Below are 20002 nucleotides of genomic sequence, written 5' to 3' on the forward strand. Positions count from 1 at the left end.
AAGTCATACTATGATCTTACGTATGACGAATACGGCTCCGGCGTCCATCGCCCGCATCGCCCCGCCCGCGCCCCTGGCTGCGCTGTACCGCGACTTCCTGGCCGCCCTGCAGCAGGCGGGTTTCCAGGGCGACATAGGCGCCAGCCATGCCGAGCGCCTGGTGCTGGCCACCGACAACTCCATCTACCAGCGCCAGCCGCAGGCGGCCGTCTATCCGCGCGATGCGGAGGACGTGGAATGCCTGGCCCGGCTGATCGCCCAGCCGCAGTGGCGCCGCGTCGTGCTGGCGCCGCGCGGCGGCGGCACCGGCACCAACGGGCAGTCGCTGACCGACGGGCTGGTGGTGGACATCTCGCGCCACATGAACCGCATCCTGGAGATCGACCCCGCCGCCCGCCGCGTGCGGGTGCAGGCCGGGGTGGTGAAGGACCAGCTCAATGCGGCGCTGAAGCCGCACGGCCTCTTTTTCGCGCCGGAGCTGTCCACCTCCAACCGCGCCACCATCGGCGGCATGGTCAGCACCGATGCCAGCGGCCAGGGCAGCTGCACCTACGGCAAGACACGCGACCATGTGCTGGCGCTGGACTGCGTGCTGCTGGGCGGCGAGCGGCTGCGCAGCCAGCCGGTGGACGAGGCCGAGCTGGCTCGCCGCTGCGCCGAACCCGGCCGGGTGGGCGACGCCTACCGCGCCGCAGAGGCCATCCAGCGCGAGCAGCAGGCGCTGATCGAGGCGGTCTTCCCCAAACTCAACCGCTGCCTCACCGGTTACGACCTGGCGCATCTGCGCGAGGCCGATGGCCGCTTCAACCTCAACAGCGTGCTCTGCGGCTCGGAGGGTTCGCTGGGTTTCCTGGTGGAGGCCACGCTCAACGTGCTGCCGATCCCGAAACACACGGTGCTGGTCAACATCCGCTACGCCGGCTTCATGGATGCGCTGCGCGACGCGCAGGCGCTGATGGCCCACCATCCGCTGTCGATCGAGACGGTGGATTCCAAGGTGCTGCTGCTGGCGATGAACGACATCGTCTGGAACGGCGTGGCCGAGTATTTCCCCGGCGATGCGGCCCGGCCCACGCTGGGCATCAACCTGGTGGAATTCAGCGGCGACGACGCGGCCGAGCTGCAGGCCCGCGTCGCCGCCTTCACCGCCCACCTGCAGCAGGACCGCAGCGTGGAGCGCCTGGGCCATACGCTGGCCACCGGCCATGCGGCGGTGGAGCGGGTGTATGCGATGCGCAAGCGCTCGGTCGGCCTGCTCGGCAATGTGGACGGCGAAGTGCGGCCCCAGCCCTTCGTGGAAGACACCGCCGTGCCGCCGGAGAAGCTGGCCGACTACATCGCCGATTTCCGCGCCCTGCTCGACAGCCACGGCCTGGCCTACGGCATGTTCGGCCATGTGGACGCCGGCGTGCTGCATGTGCGCCCGGCGCTGGACATGAAGGACCCGGCCCAGGCCGCGCTGATCCGCCCCATCTCCGACGGCGTGGCCCGGCTCACCCGCCAGTACGGCGGCCTGCTCTGGGGCGAACACGGCAAGGGCGTGCGTTCCGAATACACGCCGGCCTTCTTCGGCGAGCTGTATCCGGCGCTGCAGGCGCTGAAGGCGGCTTTCGATCCGCACAACCAGCTCAACCCCGGCAAGATCGCCACGCCCGCGGCCGGGGACGCGGCGCTGCTGCGCATCGACGAGGTGCCGCTGCGCGGCGAGGCCGACCGGCAGATAGACCCCGCCGTCTGGAAAAGCTTCGGCGCCGCCATGCACTGCAACGGCAATGGCGCCTGCTACAACTTCGATCCCGACGACGCGATGTGCCCCTCGTGGAAGGCCACCCGCCAGCGCATCCACTCGCCCAAGGGCCGCGCCTCGCTGATGCGCGAATGGCTGCGGCTGCAGGGCGAGGCCGGCGTCGATGTGCTGGCGGCGCAGCAACGACCGCCCTCCTTCTGGGCTGTGCTGCCCGCGCGCTGGCGCAACGGCCGCGCCCGCCGCGCCGGCACGCCGGATTTCTCGCACCAGGTCTACGACGCCATGGCCGGCTGCCTGTCCTGCAAGTCCTGCGCGGGCCAGTGCCCGGTCAAGGTCAGCGTGCCGGACATCCGCTCGCGTTTCCTGCAGCTCTACCACCAGCGCTACGGCCGCCCGCTGAAGGACTACCTGATCGGCTCGCTGGAATCCACCGTGCCCTGGCTGGCGCGTGCGCCCGGTCTGTACAACCGGCTGATCGGTTCGGCGCCGGTGGCGCGCTGGCTGGAAAAGCACGCCGGCATGGTCGACAGCCCGCTGCTCAGCCGCTTCGACTTCGCCGCCACCCTGCGGCGCTGGAAGGTGCAGCCGGCCACGGCCGAGGCCCTGGCCGCGCTCAGCCCGGAACAGGCCGCGCGCAGCGTGATCCTGGTGCAGGACGCCTTCACCCGCTATTTCGAGACCCCCTGGCCGCCGCCTTCGTCGAACTGGCCGCCCGCCTGGGCTGCACCGTCTTCCTGGCGCCCTTCCGGCCCAACGGCAAGCCGCTGCAGGTGCAGGGCTTTCTGCAGGCCTTCGACCGGGCGGCCGGGCGCAATGCGGCGCAGCTGGCCGCGCTGGGCCGCTTCGGCATCCCGCTGGTAGGGCTGGATCCGGCGATGACCCTGGTCTACCGGCAGGAATACACCAAGCTGGCCAGCGCGCCCGAATGCCCGCCGGTGCTGCTGCCGCAGGAGTGGCTGGCCGATGCCGCCCCGGCGCGTGCCGGCGCCGCGAACGCCCCCGCCTTCCGGCTGATGGCGCACTGCACCGAAAAAACCACGGTGCCGGCCAGCGTCGGGCAGTGGCAGAAGGCTTTCTCGCGCTTCGGACTGGCCCTGGCGCCGCAGGCCAGCGGCTGCTGCGGCATGTCCGGCACCTATGGGCACGAGAGCCGTAACCGGCAGACCTCACGGCAGATCTTCGATCTGTCCTGGGGGCCGCTGCTCGACAAGGCCGAGGGCGGGCCGGAGGTGCTGGCCACCGGTTATTCCTGCCGCAGCCAGGTCGAACGGCTGGGCCGGGGCCGGCTGCGCCATCCGATCGAGGTTTTGCTGGAAAGCGTCTCTGCTACAGATTGAATGGGAAACGACGCCAACTTTACAAATTGCAAATACCGCACGGAAGCATGAAAGCGCTCACTCACACCTCCAGGCAAGCATAAAAGTTCACGCTCTTTAGCAGGTTCTCGTAGGAAAAGGCGCTGAAGACAGGTGAGAGCAGGACCACTCGGACTACAGGAAAAGCTATCGACTAGTGCCGATTGGTCCATTCGGTCTATTGAGGCTGGTTCACTCATATGTGACATTCGGTTCACAGTGTTTCCACCAATCCTCTCCACTCCTCGAAAGCTCCCCATGACCACCGTCTTCAAGAAAATCGCCATCGCTTCCGCCGTGGCACTCTCCCTGGGCGCGACGTCCCTGTCGGCCAACGCCGCAGTGGAACTCATCGGCCTGGGCAGCACCAGCTTCGACACGACGTTCACCACGAACGGCCTGTTCACCACCTTCTACAACTTCACCGTGGTGCCCAACAGCGGCAGCGCCCTGAGCGACACCAGCCTGTACCTGAAGAACTCGGGCGTCGGCGTGCTGCTGAGCTCGCTGTCCCTGTACCAAGGCCTCTACACCAGCACGGCCCAGCTGGCTGGCCTGACCGCCGCCACCACCGCTTCCTACACCGCCACCAACAGCCCCATCCAGCATCCTTCGCTGGACGCTTCGACCACCCTGAGCGCCGGCACCACCTACACCCTGGTGACCTACGGCAAGTCCGTCGGCGCATCGCTGGCCGCCCCGGTCAGCTTCAACACCCAGTTCGTCCTGGCTGCCGTGCCGGAACCCGAAACCTACGCCATGCTGCTGGCCGGCCTGGGCGTGATGGGCTTCGTCGCCCGCCGCCGCAAGACCAACACCCAGGCCTGAGTCGAGTTCGGCCTGCCGGCCCGTGCCGGCAGGAGGATGGGGATGGTGGAGACAGCTTTTCTCCTTTCCTCGACGCCTGTTTGAAAAAGGACCGCCCCGTGCGGTCCTTTTTTCGTTTCGGGCGGCCGATGGCTTCATGGCGCGCAAGGGGATGGCACAGCGCTTGCTGGACCAGGGGAGAGCCGGCCACGGCTCGTGTTTCCATCCCCCTCCAGGAAAGTCCATGAAGATCGTCAAACCGTCTGCCATCCTTCTGGCCTGCCTGCTCGGCGCCGGCATGTCCGCCGCCCAGGCACAGGAAAAAGTGCTGCGCATCGCCATGACCGCGGGCGACATCCCCCGCACCTCCGGCCAGCCCGACCAGGGCTACGAGGGCAACCGCTTCACCGGCATCCCGATGTACGACGGCCTGACGCAGTGGGACCTCAGCTCGGCCAGCAAGGCCAGCGTGGTGATTCCCGACCTGGCGCTGTCCTGGTCGGTCAACGACGCCGACAAGACGAAATGGATCTTCAAGCTGCGCCCGGGCGTGAAGTTCCACGATGGCTCGCCCTTCAACGCCGACGCGGTGGTGTGGAACGTCAACAAGGTGCTCGACAAGGAAGCCCCGCAGTTCGATCCGGCGCAGATCGGCGTCACCGCCTCGCGCATGCCCACGCTGCGCAGCGCCCGCAAGATCGATGACCTGACGGTGGAGCTGACCACCTCCGAGCCCGACTCCTTCCTGCCGATCAACCTCACCAACCTCTTCATGGCTTCGCCCACCCAGTGGGCGAAGAAACTGGCCGCCGTGCCGGCCTCGGTCGCCGACAAGGCCGAACGCAGCAAGCAGGCCTGGGCCGCCTTCGCCGCCGACGCCTCCGGCACCGGCCCCTTCAAGCAGGCCAAGTTCGTGCCGCGCGAACGCCTGGAGATGGTGAAGAACCCCGAGTACTGGGATGCCAGGCGCCGCCCCAAGATCGACCGCGTGGTGCTGCTGCCCCTGCCCGAGGCCAGCGCCCGCACGGCCGCCCTCATGTCCGGCCAGGTCGACTGGATCGAGGCGCCCGCACCCGATTCGCTGGACGCGATCAAGGGCCGCGGCTTCAAGCTCTATTCCAACCTGCAGCCGCATCTCTGGCCCTGGCAGTTCTCGCTGCTGCCGGATTCGCCCTTCAAGGACAAGAAGGTGCGCCAGGCCGCCAACCTGTGCCTGAACCGCACGGCCATGAAGGAGCTGCTGGGCGGCCTGATGGTCGAGGCCACCGGCATCGCCGAGCCGGGCGATCCGTGGCGCGGCAATCCCACCTTCCAAATCAAGTACGACCTGCCCGCGGCGCAGAAGCTGATGCAGGAGGCCGGCTATTCCGCCGCCAAGCCGGTGCATGTGAAGGTGCAGACCTCGGCCTCCGGCTCCGGCCAGATGCAGCCGCTGCCGATGAACGAGTTCATCCAGCAGAGCCTGAAGGACTGCTACTTCGACGTGCAGTTCGACGTGGTCGAGTGGAACACCCTGTTCTCCAGCTGGCGCCTGGGCGCCAAGGACCCGGCCGCCCACGGCGCGCACGCCACCAACGTCAGCGCGGCCACCATGGACCCCTTCTTCGCCATGGTGCGTTTCGTCAGCACCAAGGCGCAGCCGCCGGTCTCCAACAACTGGGGCTACTACAGCAACGCCGAGACCGACGCCATCATCGAGAAGGCCCGCACCACCTTCGACGACAAGCAGCGCGACGCCCTGCTGGCGCAGCTGCAGGCACGCATCATCGACGAGGCGCCCTTCCTGTTCGTGGCGCATGACGTGGGTCCGCGTGCCATGACGGCCAAGGTCAAGGGCGTCGTGCAACCGAAGAGCTGGTTCATCGACATCGCCACGATGTCGCTGGACTGAGCTTCGGCAAACAACCAGAAGGCCGCCCCATGATCGCCTACCTCTTGCGCCGCGCAGGCTATGCGCTTCCCATCATGCTGGGCGTGTCCTTCCTGTGTTTCATGCTGGTGCACATCGCGCCCGGCGATCCCCTGGTGGCCATCCTGCCGGCGGACGCCTCCACCGAGCTGCAGCAGCAGATGATGAAGCTCTACGGCTTCGACCGCAGCCTGCCGGAGCAGTTCTTCCACTGGCTCTGGCGCGCGCTGCACGGCGACCTGGGCACCAGCATCGCCACCAGCCGGCCGGTGACCGGCGAGGTCTTCAAGGCCGTCGGCAACACCTTCATGCTGGCCATGATGGCCACGCTGATCGGCTTCTTCTTCGGCTGCCTGTTCGGCTTCGTGGCCGGCTACTTCCGCCACTCCTGGGCCGACCGCGTCGCCAGCTTCATCTCGGTGATCGGGGTAAGCGTGCCGCACTACTGGCTGGGCATGGTGATGGTGATCGTGTTCTCGGCCAAGCTGCAGTGGCTGCCGGCCACCGGCGCCGGGCCGGGCGGCTCTGGCGAATGGACCTGGGACTACGAACACCTGCAATACATGCTGCTGCCGGCGATCACCATGTCCTTCATCCCCATGGGCATCGTGGCGCGCACCGTGCGGGCGCTGGTGGCCGAGATCCTGTCGCAGGAGTTCGTGGTGGGCCTGCGCGCCCGCGGCCTGGGCGAATACGGCGTGTTCAAGCACGTGGTGAAGAACTGCGCGCCCACCGCCCTGGCCGTCATGGGGCTGCAGCTGGGTTATCTGCTCGGCGGCTCCATCCTGATCGAGACGGTGTTCGCCTGGCCCGGCACCGGCTTTCTGCTCAACCAGGCGATCTTCCAGCGCGACCTGCCGCTGCTGCAGGGAACCATCCTGGTGCTGGCGCTGTTCTTCGTGGCCCTCAACCTGATCGTGGATGTGCTGCAGACCGTCTTCGACCCCCGCATCGAAAGAAGCTGATCCATGGCAGCCATCCTCACGCCCGGCGGAGCGCCTCTTGCATCCGTGGTCCGCTCGCGCAGCCACGGCGCCAATGTGCTGCGCCGGCTGGTGCGCAATCCCGTGGCCATGGGCGCGGCGGCGCTCATCCTGCTGCTGATCCTGGCGGCCCTGCTGGCGCCCTGGATCATGCCGGCCGACCCCTTCGCCACCTCGATGTTCAAGCGGCTGCGGCCGATCGGCACGGCGGGTTATCCGCTGGGCACGGACGAGCTGGGCCGCGACCTGCTCTCGCGCCTGATCCTGGGCGGTCGGCTGTCGCTGTTCATGGGCATCGCGCCGGTGCTGATGGCTTTCGTCGTGGGCGGCGCGCTGGGCGTGTTCGCGGGTTATGCGGGCGGCAAGCTGAACACGGTGGTGATGCGCTGCATCGACGTGCTGTATGCCTTTCCCTCGGTGCTGCTGGCGATCGCGCTGTCGGGCGCGCTGGGCGCGGGCATCACCAACGCGCTGATCTCGCTGACGGTGGTCTTCGTGCCGCAGATCGCCCGCATCGCCGAGAGCGTGACGACCCAGGTGCGGCGCAGCGATTACGTGGATGCGGCGCGGGCCTCGGGCGCGGGAGCCTTCACGATCGTGCGGCGCCATGTGCTGGGCAATGTGGTCGGGCCGATCTTCGTCTATGCCACCAGCCTGATCTCGGTCTCGATGATCCTGGCCTCGGGCCTGTCCTTCCTGGGCCTGGGCGTGAAGCCGCCGCAGCCGGAATGGGGGCTGATGCTCAACACCCTGCGCACGGCCATCTACAGCCAGCCGCTGATCGCCGCCCTGCCCGGCGCGCTGATCTTCGTCACCTCCATCTCCTTCAACATGCTGGCCGACGGCTTGCGCCAGGCCATGGAGGTCAAGCAGTGAGTTCCACCTTCATCCCCGACATCACGCCCGCCGCGCTGGCCGACCCGCGCGACATCGGCGGCCCGCGCCAGCCGCTGCTGCGGGTGCAGCATCTGCAGAAGCATTTCCCGCTCAAGCGCAAGGGCCTGGGCTTCGGCGGCCCGCGACCGGCCGTGCGGGCGGTGGACGACGTGAGCTTCGACATCCGCAAGGGCGAGACCCTGGGCGTGGTGGGCGAATCCGGCTGCGGCAAGTCGACCACCGCGCGGCTCTTGATGCAGCTCACCGTGCAGGACAAGGGCGAACTGGTCTTCGACGGCCAGGCGGTCGGCGGCCCCGGCCTGCCGCTGCGCGAGTTCCGCAGGCAGACGCAGATGGTGTTCCAGGACAGCTATTCCTCGCTCAATCCGCGCATGACGATCGAGGACTCGGTGGCATTCGGCCCGACGGTGCACGGCGTCTCCGCCAAGGCCGCGCTGGCCCGGGCGCACGACCTGCTGGCCCGTGTCGGCCTGGATCCCGCGCGCTTCGCCGGGCGTTATCCGCACGAACTCTCCGGCGGCCAGCGCCAGCGGGTGAACATCGCCCGCGCCCTGGCGCTGGAGCCGCGGCTGGTGATCCTGGACGAGGCGGTGTCGGCGCTCGACAAGTCGGTCGAGGCCCAGGTGCTCAATCTGCTGGAAGACTTGAAGCGCGACTTCGGCCTGACCTATCTCTTCATCAGCCACGACCTGCAGGTGGTGCGCTATGTGAGCGACCGGGTGCTGGTGATGTACCTCGGCCAGGTGGTGGAGGTGGGGCCGGCCGAGCAGGTGTTCGATGCGCCGCGCCATCCCTACACACGGGCGCTGCTGCAGTCCATGCCCAGCACCGATCCGCTGCGCCGCACCACCGAGGCGCCGCTGTCGGGCGATCCGCCCAACCCGATCGACCCGCCTTCGGGCTGCCGCTTCCACACCCGCTGCGCCTTCGCCCAGGCGGTGTGCAGCCAGCTGATGCCGCGTTTCGTGGAGCCGGTGCCGGGCCATGGCGTGGCCTGCCTGCGCTGGCAGCCGGGCTCGGGTTATGTGGCCGGCCCGGACTTCCCGCAGCCCGCGCCGCCGAAGGAAGACACCCTGGCGTCGCTGCACGGCATCAACATCTTTCCGGAGGCCCGCCATGGCTGAGCCCGCCGTCCGCATGAAGAACCTGCGGGTGGAATTCCACGCGCCGGGCAAGAAGGTGGAGGCCGTCAACGGCGTGGACCTGGAACTGCAGCCGGGCGAGGTGGTGGCGCTGATCGGCGAGTCGGGTTCGGGCAAGAGCGTGACCCTGCGCGCCATCATGCGCCTGCATGCCGAGCGCAGCACCCGCATCAGCGGCGAGCTGCATGCCGCCGGCGCGGATGTGCTGGCGCTGGACAAGGCCGGCCTCTCGGCCCTGCGCGGCAGGAAGGTGGCGATGATCTTCCAGGAGCCGCTGCTGGCGCTGGACCCGGTCTACCCGGTGGGCGACCAGATCGTCGAGACCATCCTGCGGCACGAGAAGATCGGCCGCGCAGAGGCCCGCGCCAGGGCGCTGGCGCTGTTCGAGCGGGTGCGCATCCCCAGCCCGGAGCGGCGCCTCGCGGCCTATGCCCACGAGATGTCCGGCGGCATGCGCCAGCGCGCCATGATCGCCCTGGCCCTGGCCTGCCGGCCCCAGGTGCTGCTGGCCGACGAGCCGACCACGGCGCTGGACGCCACGGTGCAGATCCAGATCCTGCTGCTGCTGCGCGAACTGCAGCAGGAGATGGGGCTGGCCATCGTCTTCGTCACCCACGACATCGGCGCCGCCGCCGAGGTGGCCGACCGCATGGCGGTGATGTATGCGGGCCGCATCGTGGAGCAGGGACCGGCCGCCGTGCTGCTGACCCGGCCGCGCCACCCCTACACCCTGTCGCTGCTGCAGAGCCGCAGCCATGGCGCCATGCAGAAGGGAAGGCGGCTGCAGACCATCGCCGGTTCTCCGCCCGACCTGTCGAAGCTGCCGCCGGGCTGCGCCTTCGCCGAGCGCTGCGCCTGGGCCGAGGCGGCCTGCCGCGCCATCCAGCCGCCGGAAACGGCGCTGGGCGCCGGCCACAGCGCACGCTGCATACGCCTGGACGTGGTGGACGGCGTGCGGCCGGCGGGGACGGTCAGCGCCTGATCGCGCCCGCGCTCCACCAACAAAAAGGCCGGCGATGAAGCCGGCCTTTTTATGGGTGCGGGTCAGCGTAGCTCAGACACCCCAGACCACGTCGTAACGTTCGGCCAGGCTGCGGTTGAGCATGTCGATGACCGGTGCCACGCGCTGGCGCAGGCTGATGTTGCCGTCGCTGTGCACGTGTTGCTCGCCTTCATGGTGGTCGCCGATCGACTCGCTCACGTCCGGCTGGGCATCGTGCTCTTCCACGGCCTTGCGCAGGGCCGCCACGGCGTCGGGAATCTGGGCGACGGTGATGACGCCCGGGGCTTCCGGATCCTTGCCGATGATGTGCAGGATCTGCAGTGCACTGGAGTCCAAGAGGATGACTTCTGCGGTGGCGCGTGACTTCAATTTCAGCATGCGGCCTTCCTTTCTGAATAGATATAGTCCCGTTCGAAGGGATAGACGGATTGTGCCCCCGCCATGCGGCCGGTGTTCAGCTGGCCATCGGGCTTGCTGGCGAGGATCTGGTGCAAGGATATCCAGCCCCGCTCGAAACTCATCGCGCACCCCGACAGATAAAGCCTGTAGGCGCGCAGCACTTTCTCCGCCCGGTCGGCGTCCGAGCCGGCCGTCAGCACACGCCGGGCTTCGTCGAGTTTGCCCTCCAGCGCATCCGACCAGGCCCACAAGGTGCGGGCGTAATGGGGGCGCAGGCTTTCTACGTCGACCGACTCCAGCCCGGCCTCTGCCATGTCGTGCAGCACATTGCTGAAGTGCATGAGTTCGCCGCCGGGGAAGATGTACTTCTCGATGAAGTCGCCCATGCCGCCGCCGAGCTGGGCGTTCTCCAGTCCGCCGGCCGTGATGCCGTGGTTGAGCACCAGGCCGCCCGGCTCCAGCAGGCGCATCAGCTGGCCGAAGTAGGCCACCATGTTGGCGCGGCCCACATGCTCGAACATGCCGACCGAGGAGATCTTCTGGAAGGGCTGGGCCGGCTGCAGGTCGCGGTAGTCGCACAGCAGCACCTGCACCCGGTCGCCCAGGCCGCGTTCCTCGATCAGCTTCTGCACATGCGCATGCTGGTTGTGCGAGAGGGTGATGCCGGTGGCCTGCACGCCGTAGTGCTCGGCCGCCCACAGCAGCAGCGCGCCCCAGCCGCAGCCGACGTCGAGATAACGCTCGCCGGGCTGCAGGTTGAGCTTGCGGCAGATGTGGTCGAGCTTGGCTTCCTGGGCCTGGGCCAGCGTCATGTCGCTGTCGCGGTAGTAGGCGCAGGAATAGACGCGTCGCGGGTCCAGCCAGAGGCGGTAGAAGTCGTCCGAGACGTCGTAATGGAACTGGATCTGCTCGGCGTCGCGCTCCCGGGTGTGGGCCGCCATCGACTTCGCCCTGCGCAGCAGCGGGCTCCACCAGTGCTCGTGGCTTTCGGTGGGATTGCCCGGCAGCAGCCCTGCCACCGCCTGCATCAGGTCGCGCATGCGGCCCTGGATCTCGACGCGGCCTTCGACCACCGCCTCGCCCAGCGCCCCGACCTGCCCGGCGATCAGCCTGGCCGCCGCACCCATGTCACGTATGTGAAGCATCACCGCGGCCTGCGCCGGTCCGATCCACTCACCCCCAGGTAAACGCAGCGCGACAGACACGGGTAGTTGTCGCAACCGCTCCTCTAACTGTTTTTGTAAAGCGTGCATGGTCGAAAATTTTTGCGCGCTTGTTATCAAACGTCAACAAGCACGATGTCGGACAAAGTCGCAGAATCTGCACCCAACGGCTCATTGCAGCAGGCGAGAAACCGGCTGCGCGGCCGCATGCCGGAACTCGTCCGGATGCTTTCATTCCGCTTTCATTTCGATGCGAAATATTTTTGAATCACGGCTTGTCCATCGGGTCTTTCCATGCCTTCTGGCGGCGCTACTGGCCGGCTGCACGGGGGTCGGGTCCAGCGGGCCGGGCTATTACTGGCAGTCCTTCACCGGCCATCTCTCGCTGATGCGCTCGGCCCGGCCGGTGGACGACTGGCTGGCCGACCCGGCCGCCAGCCCGGCGCTCAAGGACCGGCTGCGGCTGTCCCAGCGCATCCGCGCCTTCGCCTCTTCGCAGCTCGGCCTGCCCGACAACCCTAGCTACCGGCGCTACGCCGACCTGCACCGCACAGCCGCCGTCTGGAACGTGGTGGCCGCGCCGCCCCTGTCGCTGACGCTGCAGACCTGGTGTTTCCCGGTGACCGGCTGCATCGGCTACCGCGGCTACTACAGCGAGGCCGCCGCGCGCGAGGAAGCCGCCGGCCTGCGCGGCCAGGGGCTGGAGGTCTCGGTCTACGGCGTGCCGGCGTACTCCACGCTGGGCTGGCTGAACTGGGCGGGCGGCGATCCGCTGCTCAGCACCTTCATCGGCTATCCGGAGGGCGAACTGGCCCGCATGGTCTTCCACGAGCTGGCGCACCAGGTGGTCTATGCCGAGGGCGACACCACCTTCAACGAATCCTTCGCCACCGCCGTCGAGCAGATGGGCCGCGACCGCTGGCTGGCCAGCGAAGCCTCGCCCGAGGCACGCGAGGCCTACCAGCGCTTCGCGGGCCGGCAGCGCGATTTCCGTGACCTGACACGCGACACCCGCCGCTCGCTGGAAGAGGTCTACCAGGCCAGCGATGCGCCGCCTTCGGAGAAGCTGGCGCAGAAGGAGATCGTGATGGCCGGGTTCCGCGCCCGCTACGCCGCCCTGCGCGCGTCCTGGGGCGGCGATGGCGCCAACGTGGCCGGCTACGACCGCTGGGTGGCCGAGGCCAACAACGCCTCCTTCGGCGCGCTGGCCGCCTACGACACCCTGGTGCCGGCCTTCCAGGCCCTGTTCGCCAAGGTGGCGGCCGAGCCCGGCGGAGACCCCTGGCCGCGTTTCTATGCCGAAGTGCGCAAGCTGGCCGACATGCCCAAGCCCGAGCGCCTGGCCGCGCTGCAGGCCCTGGCGCCGTCCTGAGCCTGCCTCAGCGCCGGGGTGCCGGCGCGTCGAACCAGGACTGCACCAGTTCCACCCAGCAGCGCGCGCCCACCGGGATCAGCTCGTCGTTGAAGTCGTAGCTGGGGTTGTGCAGCATGCACGGGCCCATGCCATGTCCGGCGTCGCGGTGGTCGCCGTCGCCGTTGGCCAGGAAGGCATAGGCGCCGGGCTTGGCCATCAGCATGTACGAGAAGTCCTCGGCGCCCATGGTGGGCTCCTGCGCCGGCACGTTGTGCTCGCCCAGCACCCGCTGCGCCACGCCGCGCAGGAAATCGGCCTCGTGGGCATGGTTGATGGTGGGCGGGTAGTTGCGGTCGAACACGAACTCGCAGCCGGCCTCGAAGGCCGCGCAGGTGTGCTCGGCCACCTGGCGCATGCGGCGCTCGATCAGGTCCAGCACCTCGATGCTGAAGGTGCGCACCGTGCCCTCGATCACGCAGGTGTCGGGCACCACGTTGGTGGCCTCGCCGGTGTGGATCATGGTGACCGAGATCACACCCGCATCCAGCGGCTTCTTGTTGCGGCTGACGATGTTCTGGAAGCCCTGCACCATCTGGCAGGCCACCGGCACCGGGTCGATGCCCATGTGCGGCATGGCGGCATGGCAGCCCTTGCCGCGGATGGTGATCTTGAACTCGTTGGACGAGGCCATCACCGGCCCGGCGCTCACCGCCATCTGGCCGGCCTGCATGCCCGGCCAGTTGTGCAGGCCGAAGACGGCCTCGCAGGGGAAACGTTCGAACAGGCCCTCCTCCACCATCAGCCGGCCGCCGCCGCCGCCTTCCTCGGCCGGCTGGAAGATCAGGTGCACCGTGCCGTCGAAATCCCGGTTCTTCGACAGGTGCTCGGCCGCCGCCAGCAGGATGGTGGTGTGGCCGTCGTGGCCGCAGGCATGCATGCGGCCGGGGTGGCGGCTGGCGTGGGCGAAGCTGTTCTTCTCGGCGATGGGCAGGGCGTCCATGTCGGCGCGGATGCCAAGTGTGCGCTGGCCGCTGTCGCGGCTGCCGCGGATCACGCCGACCAGGCCGGTGCGGCCGATGCCGCGGTGCACGGGAATGCCCCAGGATTCCAGCCGCTCGGCCACCAGGGCCGAGGTGCGGACTTCCTCGAAACCGAGTTCGGGATGGGCGTGGATGTCGCGTCGCAGGGCGACGAGGGCCGGGAGGTCGGCGTCGAGGATGGGGGCGTTCATGTGGGGCTCCTGGTAGCGGGCCAGTCTACCCCCGCCCCGGGACGCGGCGGCCTAAGGGCAGGCCCATCAGCATGCCGCGCCGCCAGGTCTCGGTGATCAGCATCAGCGGGCCTTGCGGCGTGTGCACCCGCAGGGTGCGGGTGGCCTCGGGGTCGGGCAGGCCGGCGGCCTCCCACAGGCGCTGGCGCAGGGGCTCGGCGCCGGTTTCGTCGAACTCGCGGCGCACCCACATGCGGTCGAGCAGCGGGCCGATGGGGATGGTGGCGGCTTCGAGATCGGCGCGCACATCGTCGGGCAGGCCCTGCAGGGCGATGTAGCTGAGGTTGTCCATCATCACCTGGCCGTGGGCCGACAGGCAGACCCGCCGCTCGATGAAACGATCGCCCGGCAGGCTGGCGCGCACGATGCCGGGCACTTCGTCCGTGATGCGCTGCAGCGGCACCTCCAAATCCACCGGCCGGCCGGCCACGGCCTCGCACAGGCGGGTGGTGGAGCCGTCCTGCACCATCAGCAGTTGCAGGTAACGGCGTTCTTGCAGGGCCCGTTCGGGCGCCGCATCGGGCAGGAGAAAGCGCTGGCGCAGCAGGGACGGCACGGGTCTGGCCTCCGCACAGGAGGGGAATAAACAACAGGCGGAAGTCTATCGCCGGGGTTTACCCTTAAAATACATAGCAAGCTAATTAGTTTGAAGCTATCTTTTTCCAGAACCGTCCCGCCATGCCCTCTTCCACCACCGCCAAGCGCCGTGCCGCCAGCCTCATGGCATTCACCAGCCGCCTGCCGACCTTGCAGCGCGCCTACCGCTCCGCCGCCGACAAGGCGGTGGCCCATGTGGGCATGTCGCAGGCCATGGCCTGGCCGCTGGTGATGATCGGCCGGCTGGGCGACGGCGTGCGTGCCGGCGCGCTGGCCGAGCTGCTGGCGATCGAGGCCGCCTCGCTGGTGCGTCCGCTCGACCAGCTGGCCGAGGCCGGCCTGATCGAGCGCCGCGAAGACGCCTCCGACCGCCGCGCCAAGGGCCTCTACATCACCGCCGCCGGCCAGGCCGCGCGCGACAAGATCGAGAGCGCGCTCGACGAACTGCGCGCCGACATCTTCTCCGCCGTTTCCGACGAGGACCTCGAAGCCTGCCTGCGGGTGTTCGCCGCGCTGGACGCGCGTGTGGGCAAGAGTTCGCCCGGCCCGGGCGCACTGGCCGGCACCCCCGAGTCGGGTTCATGAGCCAGCCCCTGCTGCTGCCCGGCTTCCTGCGCTTCAACCGCGCGGAGTGGCTGTTCTCGGTCAAGACCTTCGCCGCCGCCATGCTGGCGATGTACCTGGCCAACCGGGCCGGCCTGCCGCGGCCCTTCTGGGCGATGACGGCCGCCTACATCGTCTCCAACCCGCTGGCCGGCGCCACGCGCTCGAAGGCGCTCTACCGCTTCCTCGGCACGCTGCTGGGCTGCACCGCCACCGTGCTGATCGTGCCGGCGCTGGCCAACGCGCCCTTCCTGCTGTCGCTGGTGCTGAGCCTGTGGCTGGGCACCTGCCTGTTCATCTCGCTGCTGGACCGCACGCCGCGCTCCTATGTCTTCATGCTGGCCGGCTACACCGCCGCGCTGATCGGCTTTCCTTCGGTGGAAGCGCCCAACCTGCTGTTCGACACCGCCATGGCCCGGGTGCAGGAGATCGGCCTGGGCATCCTCTGCGCCAGCCTGGTCCATGCGATCGTGCTGCCGGTGGGCATGTCGGCCACCCTGTCGGGCATGCTGGACCGCGCGCTCGGCGATGCGCGCACCTGGCTGTCCGATTTGCTCGGCCCGGCGCGGACGCAGGGCATGGTGGCGCCGGCGCGGCGCGAGGCGCTGTCGGTGGACCGCCGCCGCCTGGCGCTGGACATCACCCAGCTGCGCCTGCTGTCCACCCACATCCCCTACGACACCAGCCATGTGCGCTGGACCGCCGGCGCCATCCGCGAGATGCAGGACCGCATCGCCGCGCTCACGCCCACCCTGTCGGCCCTGGAAGACCGGCTGCTGGCGATGGAGCAGGACCGCGGCGGCCTGGCGCCCGACGTGCAGGACCTGCTGGGAAGCGCCGCCCAATGGCTGGAGGCCGGCGGCGATGCGGCCACCCTGCCGGTGCTGCGCCAGCAGGTGCAGGCCCTGGCCGATGACAGCCTGCCCGCCATCGATGACGGCTTCGTCGGACCGCCGGCCCCGCACTCCCCCTGGACCCGCGCCCTGCGCATCGACCTCGCCGCCCGGCTGGACCAGCTGCTGCTGGGCTGGCGCGCCTGCACCGTGCTGCGCCGCGACATCGAGGCGGGCCTGGCCGGCCATGCCGCGCCGCTGCGCCGTTCGGCCGCGCTCGGCAACCGGGTGCTGCACCGCGACGTCGGCATGGCGCTGCTGTCGGCCTTCGCGGCGGTAGTGGCGGTCGGCCTGTGCTGTTTCTTCTGGATCTACACCGGCTGGCCCAGCGGCTCGGTGGCGGCCATGATGGCCGGCGTCTTCTGCAGCTTCTTCGCCACCATGGACGACCCGGTGCCCGCCATCCACGGCTTCCTGGTGGCCACGCTCTGGTCGCTGCCGCTGGGCGTGCTCTACATGCTGGTGGCGCTGCCGCTGATCCACGACTTCGGCATGCTGGTGCTGGTCTGCGCGCCGGTCTTCCTGGTGCTGGGTTGTTATGCCGGCCGGCCAGCGACGATGCTGATGGGCCTGGGCATGGTGATGGGCATCAGCGGCTCGCTGGCGCTGCACGACACCGCCAGCGCGGACATCGCGAGTTTCCTCAACACCAACCTGGCGCAGATCGTCGGCATCGTCGCCGCCGCGCGGGTGACGCGGCTGATCCGCTCGGTCGGCACCGACTGGAGCGCCGCCCGCATCCGCCGCGCCACCTGGCGCGACCTGGCGGGCATGGCCTCGGCGCGCCGCGGCGAGGTGCAGCCCGATGCCTATGCCGCACGCATGCTGGACCGCATCGCCCTGCTGGCCCCGCGCGTGGCCGCCGGCGACACCCAGCCCGGCTCGCCGCGCACCCAGCGGGTGCTTCGCGACCTGCGGGTGGGCGACGACATCGCCCAGCTGCAGCAGCTGCGCACCCGCCTGCCGCAGGCGGGCCTGGGCGGCCTGCTGGCCGGCATCGCCGAAGTCTTCCGCGACCGCATCGCCGGCCGGGCCGAGGCCACCTCCAACGAGGTCGAACGTTCGCCCGGCCTGCTGCGGGAACTCGACCGCATGCTGGCCAGCGCCCTGCAGCAAATGCCCCGGCCGGACCACCGCCGCGCCGTCGCCGCCCTGGTCGGCCTGCGCCGCAACCTGTTTCCCGAAGCGCCGGCCGCACTGGCCGCCGCCCCTGTATCCGGAGTGAGCATCCCATGATCGGCCAAGCGAGTTTCTACGGCCTCTACCTGCCCTGGCTGATGCTGCTGGCCGGCGCCGCGCTGCTGGGCAGCTGGGTGCTGCGGCGCCTGTTCGCGGCCGTCGGTGTCTACCGCTGGGTATGGCATCCGGCGCTGTTCGACATCGGCGTGTATGTGCTGGTGCTCTACGCCCTGGCCTTCTTCACCGCTCCCGCCATTTCCTGAATTTTCGAGATCACCAGACCGAGACCGCGATGACCGCCCCCGCCTCCGCGCCCCAGCGCCACTTCCTCACCAAATCGTTCCTCTACCTCGGCCGCATGGCGCTGACCCTGCTGGTGGTGCTCGCCGCCTGCTGGGCCGGCCTGCAGCTCTGGGACCACTACGAACTCGCCCCCTGGACCCGCGACGGCCGGGTGCGCGCCAATGTCGTGCAGATCGCGCCGGACGTGTCGGGCCTGGTCACCGCCGTGCCGATCCAGGACAACCAGTCGGTCAAGGCCGGCACCCTGCTCTTCGAGGTGGACCATGCCCGCTACACGCTGGCCGAGCGCCAGGCCTCGGTCAACATCGGCATGCTGCGCACCGCGCTCGCCCAGGCCCAGCGCGAGGACAAACGCAACAAGGACCTCGGCGACCTGATCTCGCAGGAAGTGCGCGAGCAGACCCGGGTGCGCATGGAAGTGGCCCAGTCCAACCTGGCCGCCGCCCAGGTCGGCCTCGACGGCGCCCGGCTCAACCTGGAGCGCGCCTCGGTGCGCGCGCCCAGCGACGGCCTGATCACCAACCTCGACCTGCGCCAGGGCAGCTACGCGGCGGCCGGCCATCCGGTGCTGGCGCTGGTGGATTCGGGCTCCATCTATGTCGAAGGCTATTTCGAGGAAACCAAGCTGCCGCGCATCCACCTGGGCGACCGGGTGCGGGTGATGCCCATGGGCGGCGGCCAGCTAGAAGGCACGGTGGAAAGCATCGCCGCCGGCATCGCCGACCGCGACCGCAGCACCAGCGGCAACCTGCTGCCCAGCGTGAACCCCAGCTTCAACTGGGTGCGGCTGGCGCAGCGCGTGCCGGTGCGGGTGAAGCTCGATCCGCTGCCCGAAGGCACCCGCCTGGTGGCCGGCGAGACGGTGACCGTGGCGGTGCGCGAAGCCCATCCGGTGCAGTCGCCCTACGGCCTGCCCTTCCTGGGACGGACCAAGTCATGAAACCCGCCTTCTCCCTCGCCCCGCTGGCGCTGGGCGCCGCCGCCCTGCTGGCCGGCTGCGCCACGCATCCGGTGGGCCCCGACTACCACCCGCCCGAGGCGCTGCAACCCGCGCACGCCGCATCGGCCGGCGCCTTCGCCTCGGCCGAAGCCCAGGCTGCCTCTTCCGCCACGCCGCTGCCGCCGCAGTGGTGGCGTCTGTACGACGATGCGCGGCTCGACGCCCTGATCGAACAGGCCTTCGCCCACAACACCGACCTGCGGCAAGCCGTCGCCAACCTGGAGCGCGAACAGGCGGTCGACCAGGAAGTGCGCGGCGCGCAGAAGCCCAGCGTGACGGTGGGCGGCGGCCCGTCCTTCGGCCACAAGTCGGGCCTGGACCTGGTCAAGCCCGGCTACGAACCGCCGAGCACGATGAACTACGGCGCCACGGCGAGCCTCTCTTACCAGCTCGACCTGTTCGGGCAGATCCGCCGTGCCATCGAGGCGGCCGAAGCCGGCACCGGCTCGGCCGAAGCCGCCGTGGACCTGGTACGGGTGAACGTGGCCGCCGGCACCGCGCGCGCCTATGCCGAGGCCTGCTCGGCCGGGCTGCGGCTGCAGAGCGCCAATACCTCGATCCAGCTGCAGCAGCAGGCCGTGACGCTGTCCGACCGGCTGCAGCAGGCCGGCAAGGTCGGCGTGATCGACGCGGCCCGCGCCCGCGGCCAGCTGGAGCAGCTGCGCGCCGCCGTGCCGCCGCTGCAGGCCGCGCGCCAGAACGCGCTGTACCGGCTGGCCACGCTGACCGGCGCGCCGCCGCGCGAGTTCCCGCAGGCGGTGGCCGAATGCGCCGCGCCGCCGCGCCTGGCCGGGGCCATCCCCGTGGGCGACGGCGCCGCCCTGCTGCGCCGCCGGCCCGACATCCGCCAGGCCGAACGCGGCGTGGCCGTGGCCAACGCACGCATCGGCGTGGCCACGGCCGACCTCTATCCCAAGGTGTCGCTGGGCATCAGCGCCATCAGCGCCGGCCGGCTCAACGATTTCGGCAGTTCCGACACGCTGAACTACAGCCTGGGCCCGCTGATCTCCTGGACCATTCCCAACACCGGCGCGGCCCAGGCGCGCATCGCCCAGGCCGAGGCCGGCACCCGCTCGGCCCTGGCGCGCTTCGACGGCACCGTGCTCAACGCCCTGCGCGAGACCGAAACCGCCTTGAACGTCTACGCCCGCGAGCTCGACCGCCACGCCGCCCTGAAGGCCGCGCGCGACCAGAGCGCCATCGTGGCCGACCAGGCCCGCCAGCTCTACCGCAACGGCAAGACCGGCTCGCTGGACGCGCTGGACGCCGAACGCGCCCTGGCCGGCAGCGAGGCGGCGCTGGCCGCATCGGATGCGCAGCTGTCGGACGACCAGATCGGCGTCTTCCTGGCGCTGGGCGGCGGCTGGGAACAGCCTGCCGCCGTCGCGGCGCGCTGAA

At 69.5% G+C, this 20002-nt stretch carries 17 protein-coding genes and 1 pseudogene; 14 read left to right on the forward strand and 4 right to left on the reverse strand.

Features of this window, described 5'->3' with window-relative positions:
- Positions 1-22 precede the first annotated feature (22 nt).
- From ydiJ to GT347_RS10190, 7 genes and pseudogenes are all read left to right on the forward strand, one after another.
- Positions 23-3084: pseudogene (ydiJ, locus tag GT347_RS10160) on the forward strand (D-2-hydroxyglutarate dehydrogenase YdiJ).
- A 276-nt stretch (positions 3085-3360) separates the two neighbouring features.
- The gene (locus tag GT347_RS10165; RefSeq protein WP_160551841.1) at positions 3361-3930 is read left to right on the forward strand and encodes an FxDxF family PEP-CTERM protein; all 570 of its coding nucleotides are present in this window, start codon (positions 3361-3363) and stop codon (positions 3928-3930) included.
- Between the two features lie 223 nt (positions 3931-4153).
- Entirely contained in the window at positions 4154-5800 is a 1647-nt protein-coding gene (locus GT347_RS10170; protein ID WP_160551842.1) for an ABC transporter substrate-binding protein, read from the forward strand.
- Positions 5801-5829: 29 nt separating this feature from the next.
- The gene (locus GT347_RS10175) at positions 5830-6783 is read left to right on the forward strand and encodes an ABC transporter permease (protein WP_160551843.1); all 954 of its coding nucleotides are present in this window, start codon (positions 5830-5832) and stop codon (positions 6781-6783) included.
- Positions 6784-6786: 3 nt separating this feature from the next.
- The gene (locus tag GT347_RS10180; protein WP_160551844.1) at positions 6787-7677 is read left to right on the forward strand and encodes an ABC transporter permease; all 891 of its coding nucleotides are present in this window, start codon (positions 6787-6789) and stop codon (positions 7675-7677) included.
- Complete coding sequence (locus GT347_RS10185; RefSeq protein WP_407704144.1) at positions 7674-8822, forward strand: ABC transporter ATP-binding protein; 1149 nt, start codon at positions 7674-7676, stop codon at positions 8820-8822. The genes GT347_RS10180 and GT347_RS10185 overlap by 4 nt, the downstream gene beginning before the upstream one ends.
- Positions 8815-9822: an ABC transporter ATP-binding protein gene (locus GT347_RS10190; protein WP_160551845.1), complete on the forward strand. Its 1008-nt coding sequence runs from the start codon at positions 8815-8817 to the stop codon at positions 9820-9822. The genes GT347_RS10185 and GT347_RS10190 overlap by 8 nt, the downstream gene beginning before the upstream one ends.
- Positions 9823-9894: 72 nt before the next feature.
- On the opposite strand, the gene GT347_RS10195 is transcribed toward GT347_RS10190, so the two are convergent.
- Positions 9895-10221, reverse strand: a complete 327-nt coding sequence (locus GT347_RS10195) for a DUF1840 domain-containing protein (RefSeq protein ID WP_160551846.1) — start codon at positions 10219-10221, stop codon at positions 9895-9897.
- The gene (locus tag GT347_RS10200; protein WP_160551847.1) at positions 10215-11495 is read right to left on the reverse strand and encodes a class I SAM-dependent methyltransferase; all 1281 of its coding nucleotides are present in this window, start codon (positions 11493-11495) and stop codon (positions 10215-10217) included. The genes GT347_RS10195 and GT347_RS10200 overlap by 7 nt, the downstream gene beginning before the upstream one ends.
- Positions 11496-11540: 45 nt before the next feature.
- On the opposite strand from GT347_RS10200, the gene GT347_RS27830 reads away from it, so the two are divergent.
- Both GT347_RS27830 and GT347_RS10205 read left to right on the forward strand, forming a co-directional pair.
- Positions 11541-11672, forward strand: coding sequence for a hypothetical protein (locus tag GT347_RS27830; RefSeq protein WP_268236192.1), 132 nt, complete (start codon positions 11541-11543; stop codon positions 11670-11672).
- A gap of 121 nt (positions 11673-11793) precedes the next feature.
- Positions 11794-12777, forward strand: a complete 984-nt coding sequence (locus GT347_RS10205) for an aminopeptidase (protein WP_326830399.1) — start codon at positions 11794-11796, stop codon at positions 12775-12777.
- A gap of 7 nt (positions 12778-12784) precedes the next feature.
- On the opposite strand, the gene GT347_RS10210 is transcribed toward GT347_RS10205, so the two are convergent.
- Positions 12785-13990 carry a M20 aminoacylase family protein gene (locus tag GT347_RS10210; RefSeq protein ID WP_160551849.1) on the reverse strand — a complete coding sequence of 402 codons (1206 nt, stop codon included), beginning with the start codon at positions 13988-13990 and terminating at the stop codon, positions 12785-12787.
- A 25-nt stretch (positions 13991-14015) separates the two neighbouring features.
- Positions 14016-14585, reverse strand: coding sequence for a chorismate--pyruvate lyase family protein (locus GT347_RS10215; protein ID WP_160551850.1), 570 nt, complete (start codon positions 14583-14585; stop codon positions 14016-14018).
- 122 nt (positions 14586-14707) lie between these two features.
- On the opposite strand from GT347_RS10215, the gene GT347_RS10220 reads away from it, so the two are divergent.
- Genes GT347_RS10220 through GT347_RS10240 form a run of 5 tightly spaced genes read left to right on the forward strand, consistent with a single transcriptional unit; the run spans position 14708 to position 20001 of the window.
- The gene (locus GT347_RS10220) at positions 14708-15211 is read left to right on the forward strand and encodes a MarR family winged helix-turn-helix transcriptional regulator (RefSeq protein WP_229722821.1); all 504 of its coding nucleotides are present in this window, start codon (positions 14708-14710) and stop codon (positions 15209-15211) included.
- On the forward strand, positions 15208-17358 hold the full coding sequence (locus GT347_RS10225; protein WP_160551851.1) for an FUSC family protein: 2151 nt from the start codon (positions 15208-15210) through the stop codon (positions 17356-17358). The genes GT347_RS10220 and GT347_RS10225 overlap by 4 nt, the downstream gene beginning before the upstream one ends.
- On the forward strand, positions 17355-17564 hold the full coding sequence (locus tag GT347_RS10230) for a DUF1656 domain-containing protein (RefSeq protein ID WP_160551852.1): 210 nt from the start codon (positions 17355-17357) through the stop codon (positions 17562-17564). The genes GT347_RS10225 and GT347_RS10230 overlap by 4 nt, the downstream gene beginning before the upstream one ends.
- Positions 17565-17593: 29 nt before the next feature.
- On the forward strand, positions 17594-18544 hold the full coding sequence (locus GT347_RS10235; RefSeq protein ID WP_160551853.1) for an efflux RND transporter periplasmic adaptor subunit: 951 nt from the start codon (positions 17594-17596) through the stop codon (positions 18542-18544).
- Entirely contained in the window at positions 18541-20001 is a 1461-nt protein-coding gene (locus tag GT347_RS10240; RefSeq protein ID WP_160551854.1) for an efflux transporter outer membrane subunit, read from the forward strand. The genes GT347_RS10235 and GT347_RS10240 overlap by 4 nt, the downstream gene beginning before the upstream one ends.
- Position 20002: the final 1 nt, after the last annotated feature.

The organism is Xylophilus rhododendri (assembly GCF_009906855.1).
Classification (GTDB): domain Bacteria; phylum Pseudomonadota; class Gammaproteobacteria; order Burkholderiales; family Burkholderiaceae_C; genus Xylophilus; species Xylophilus rhododendri.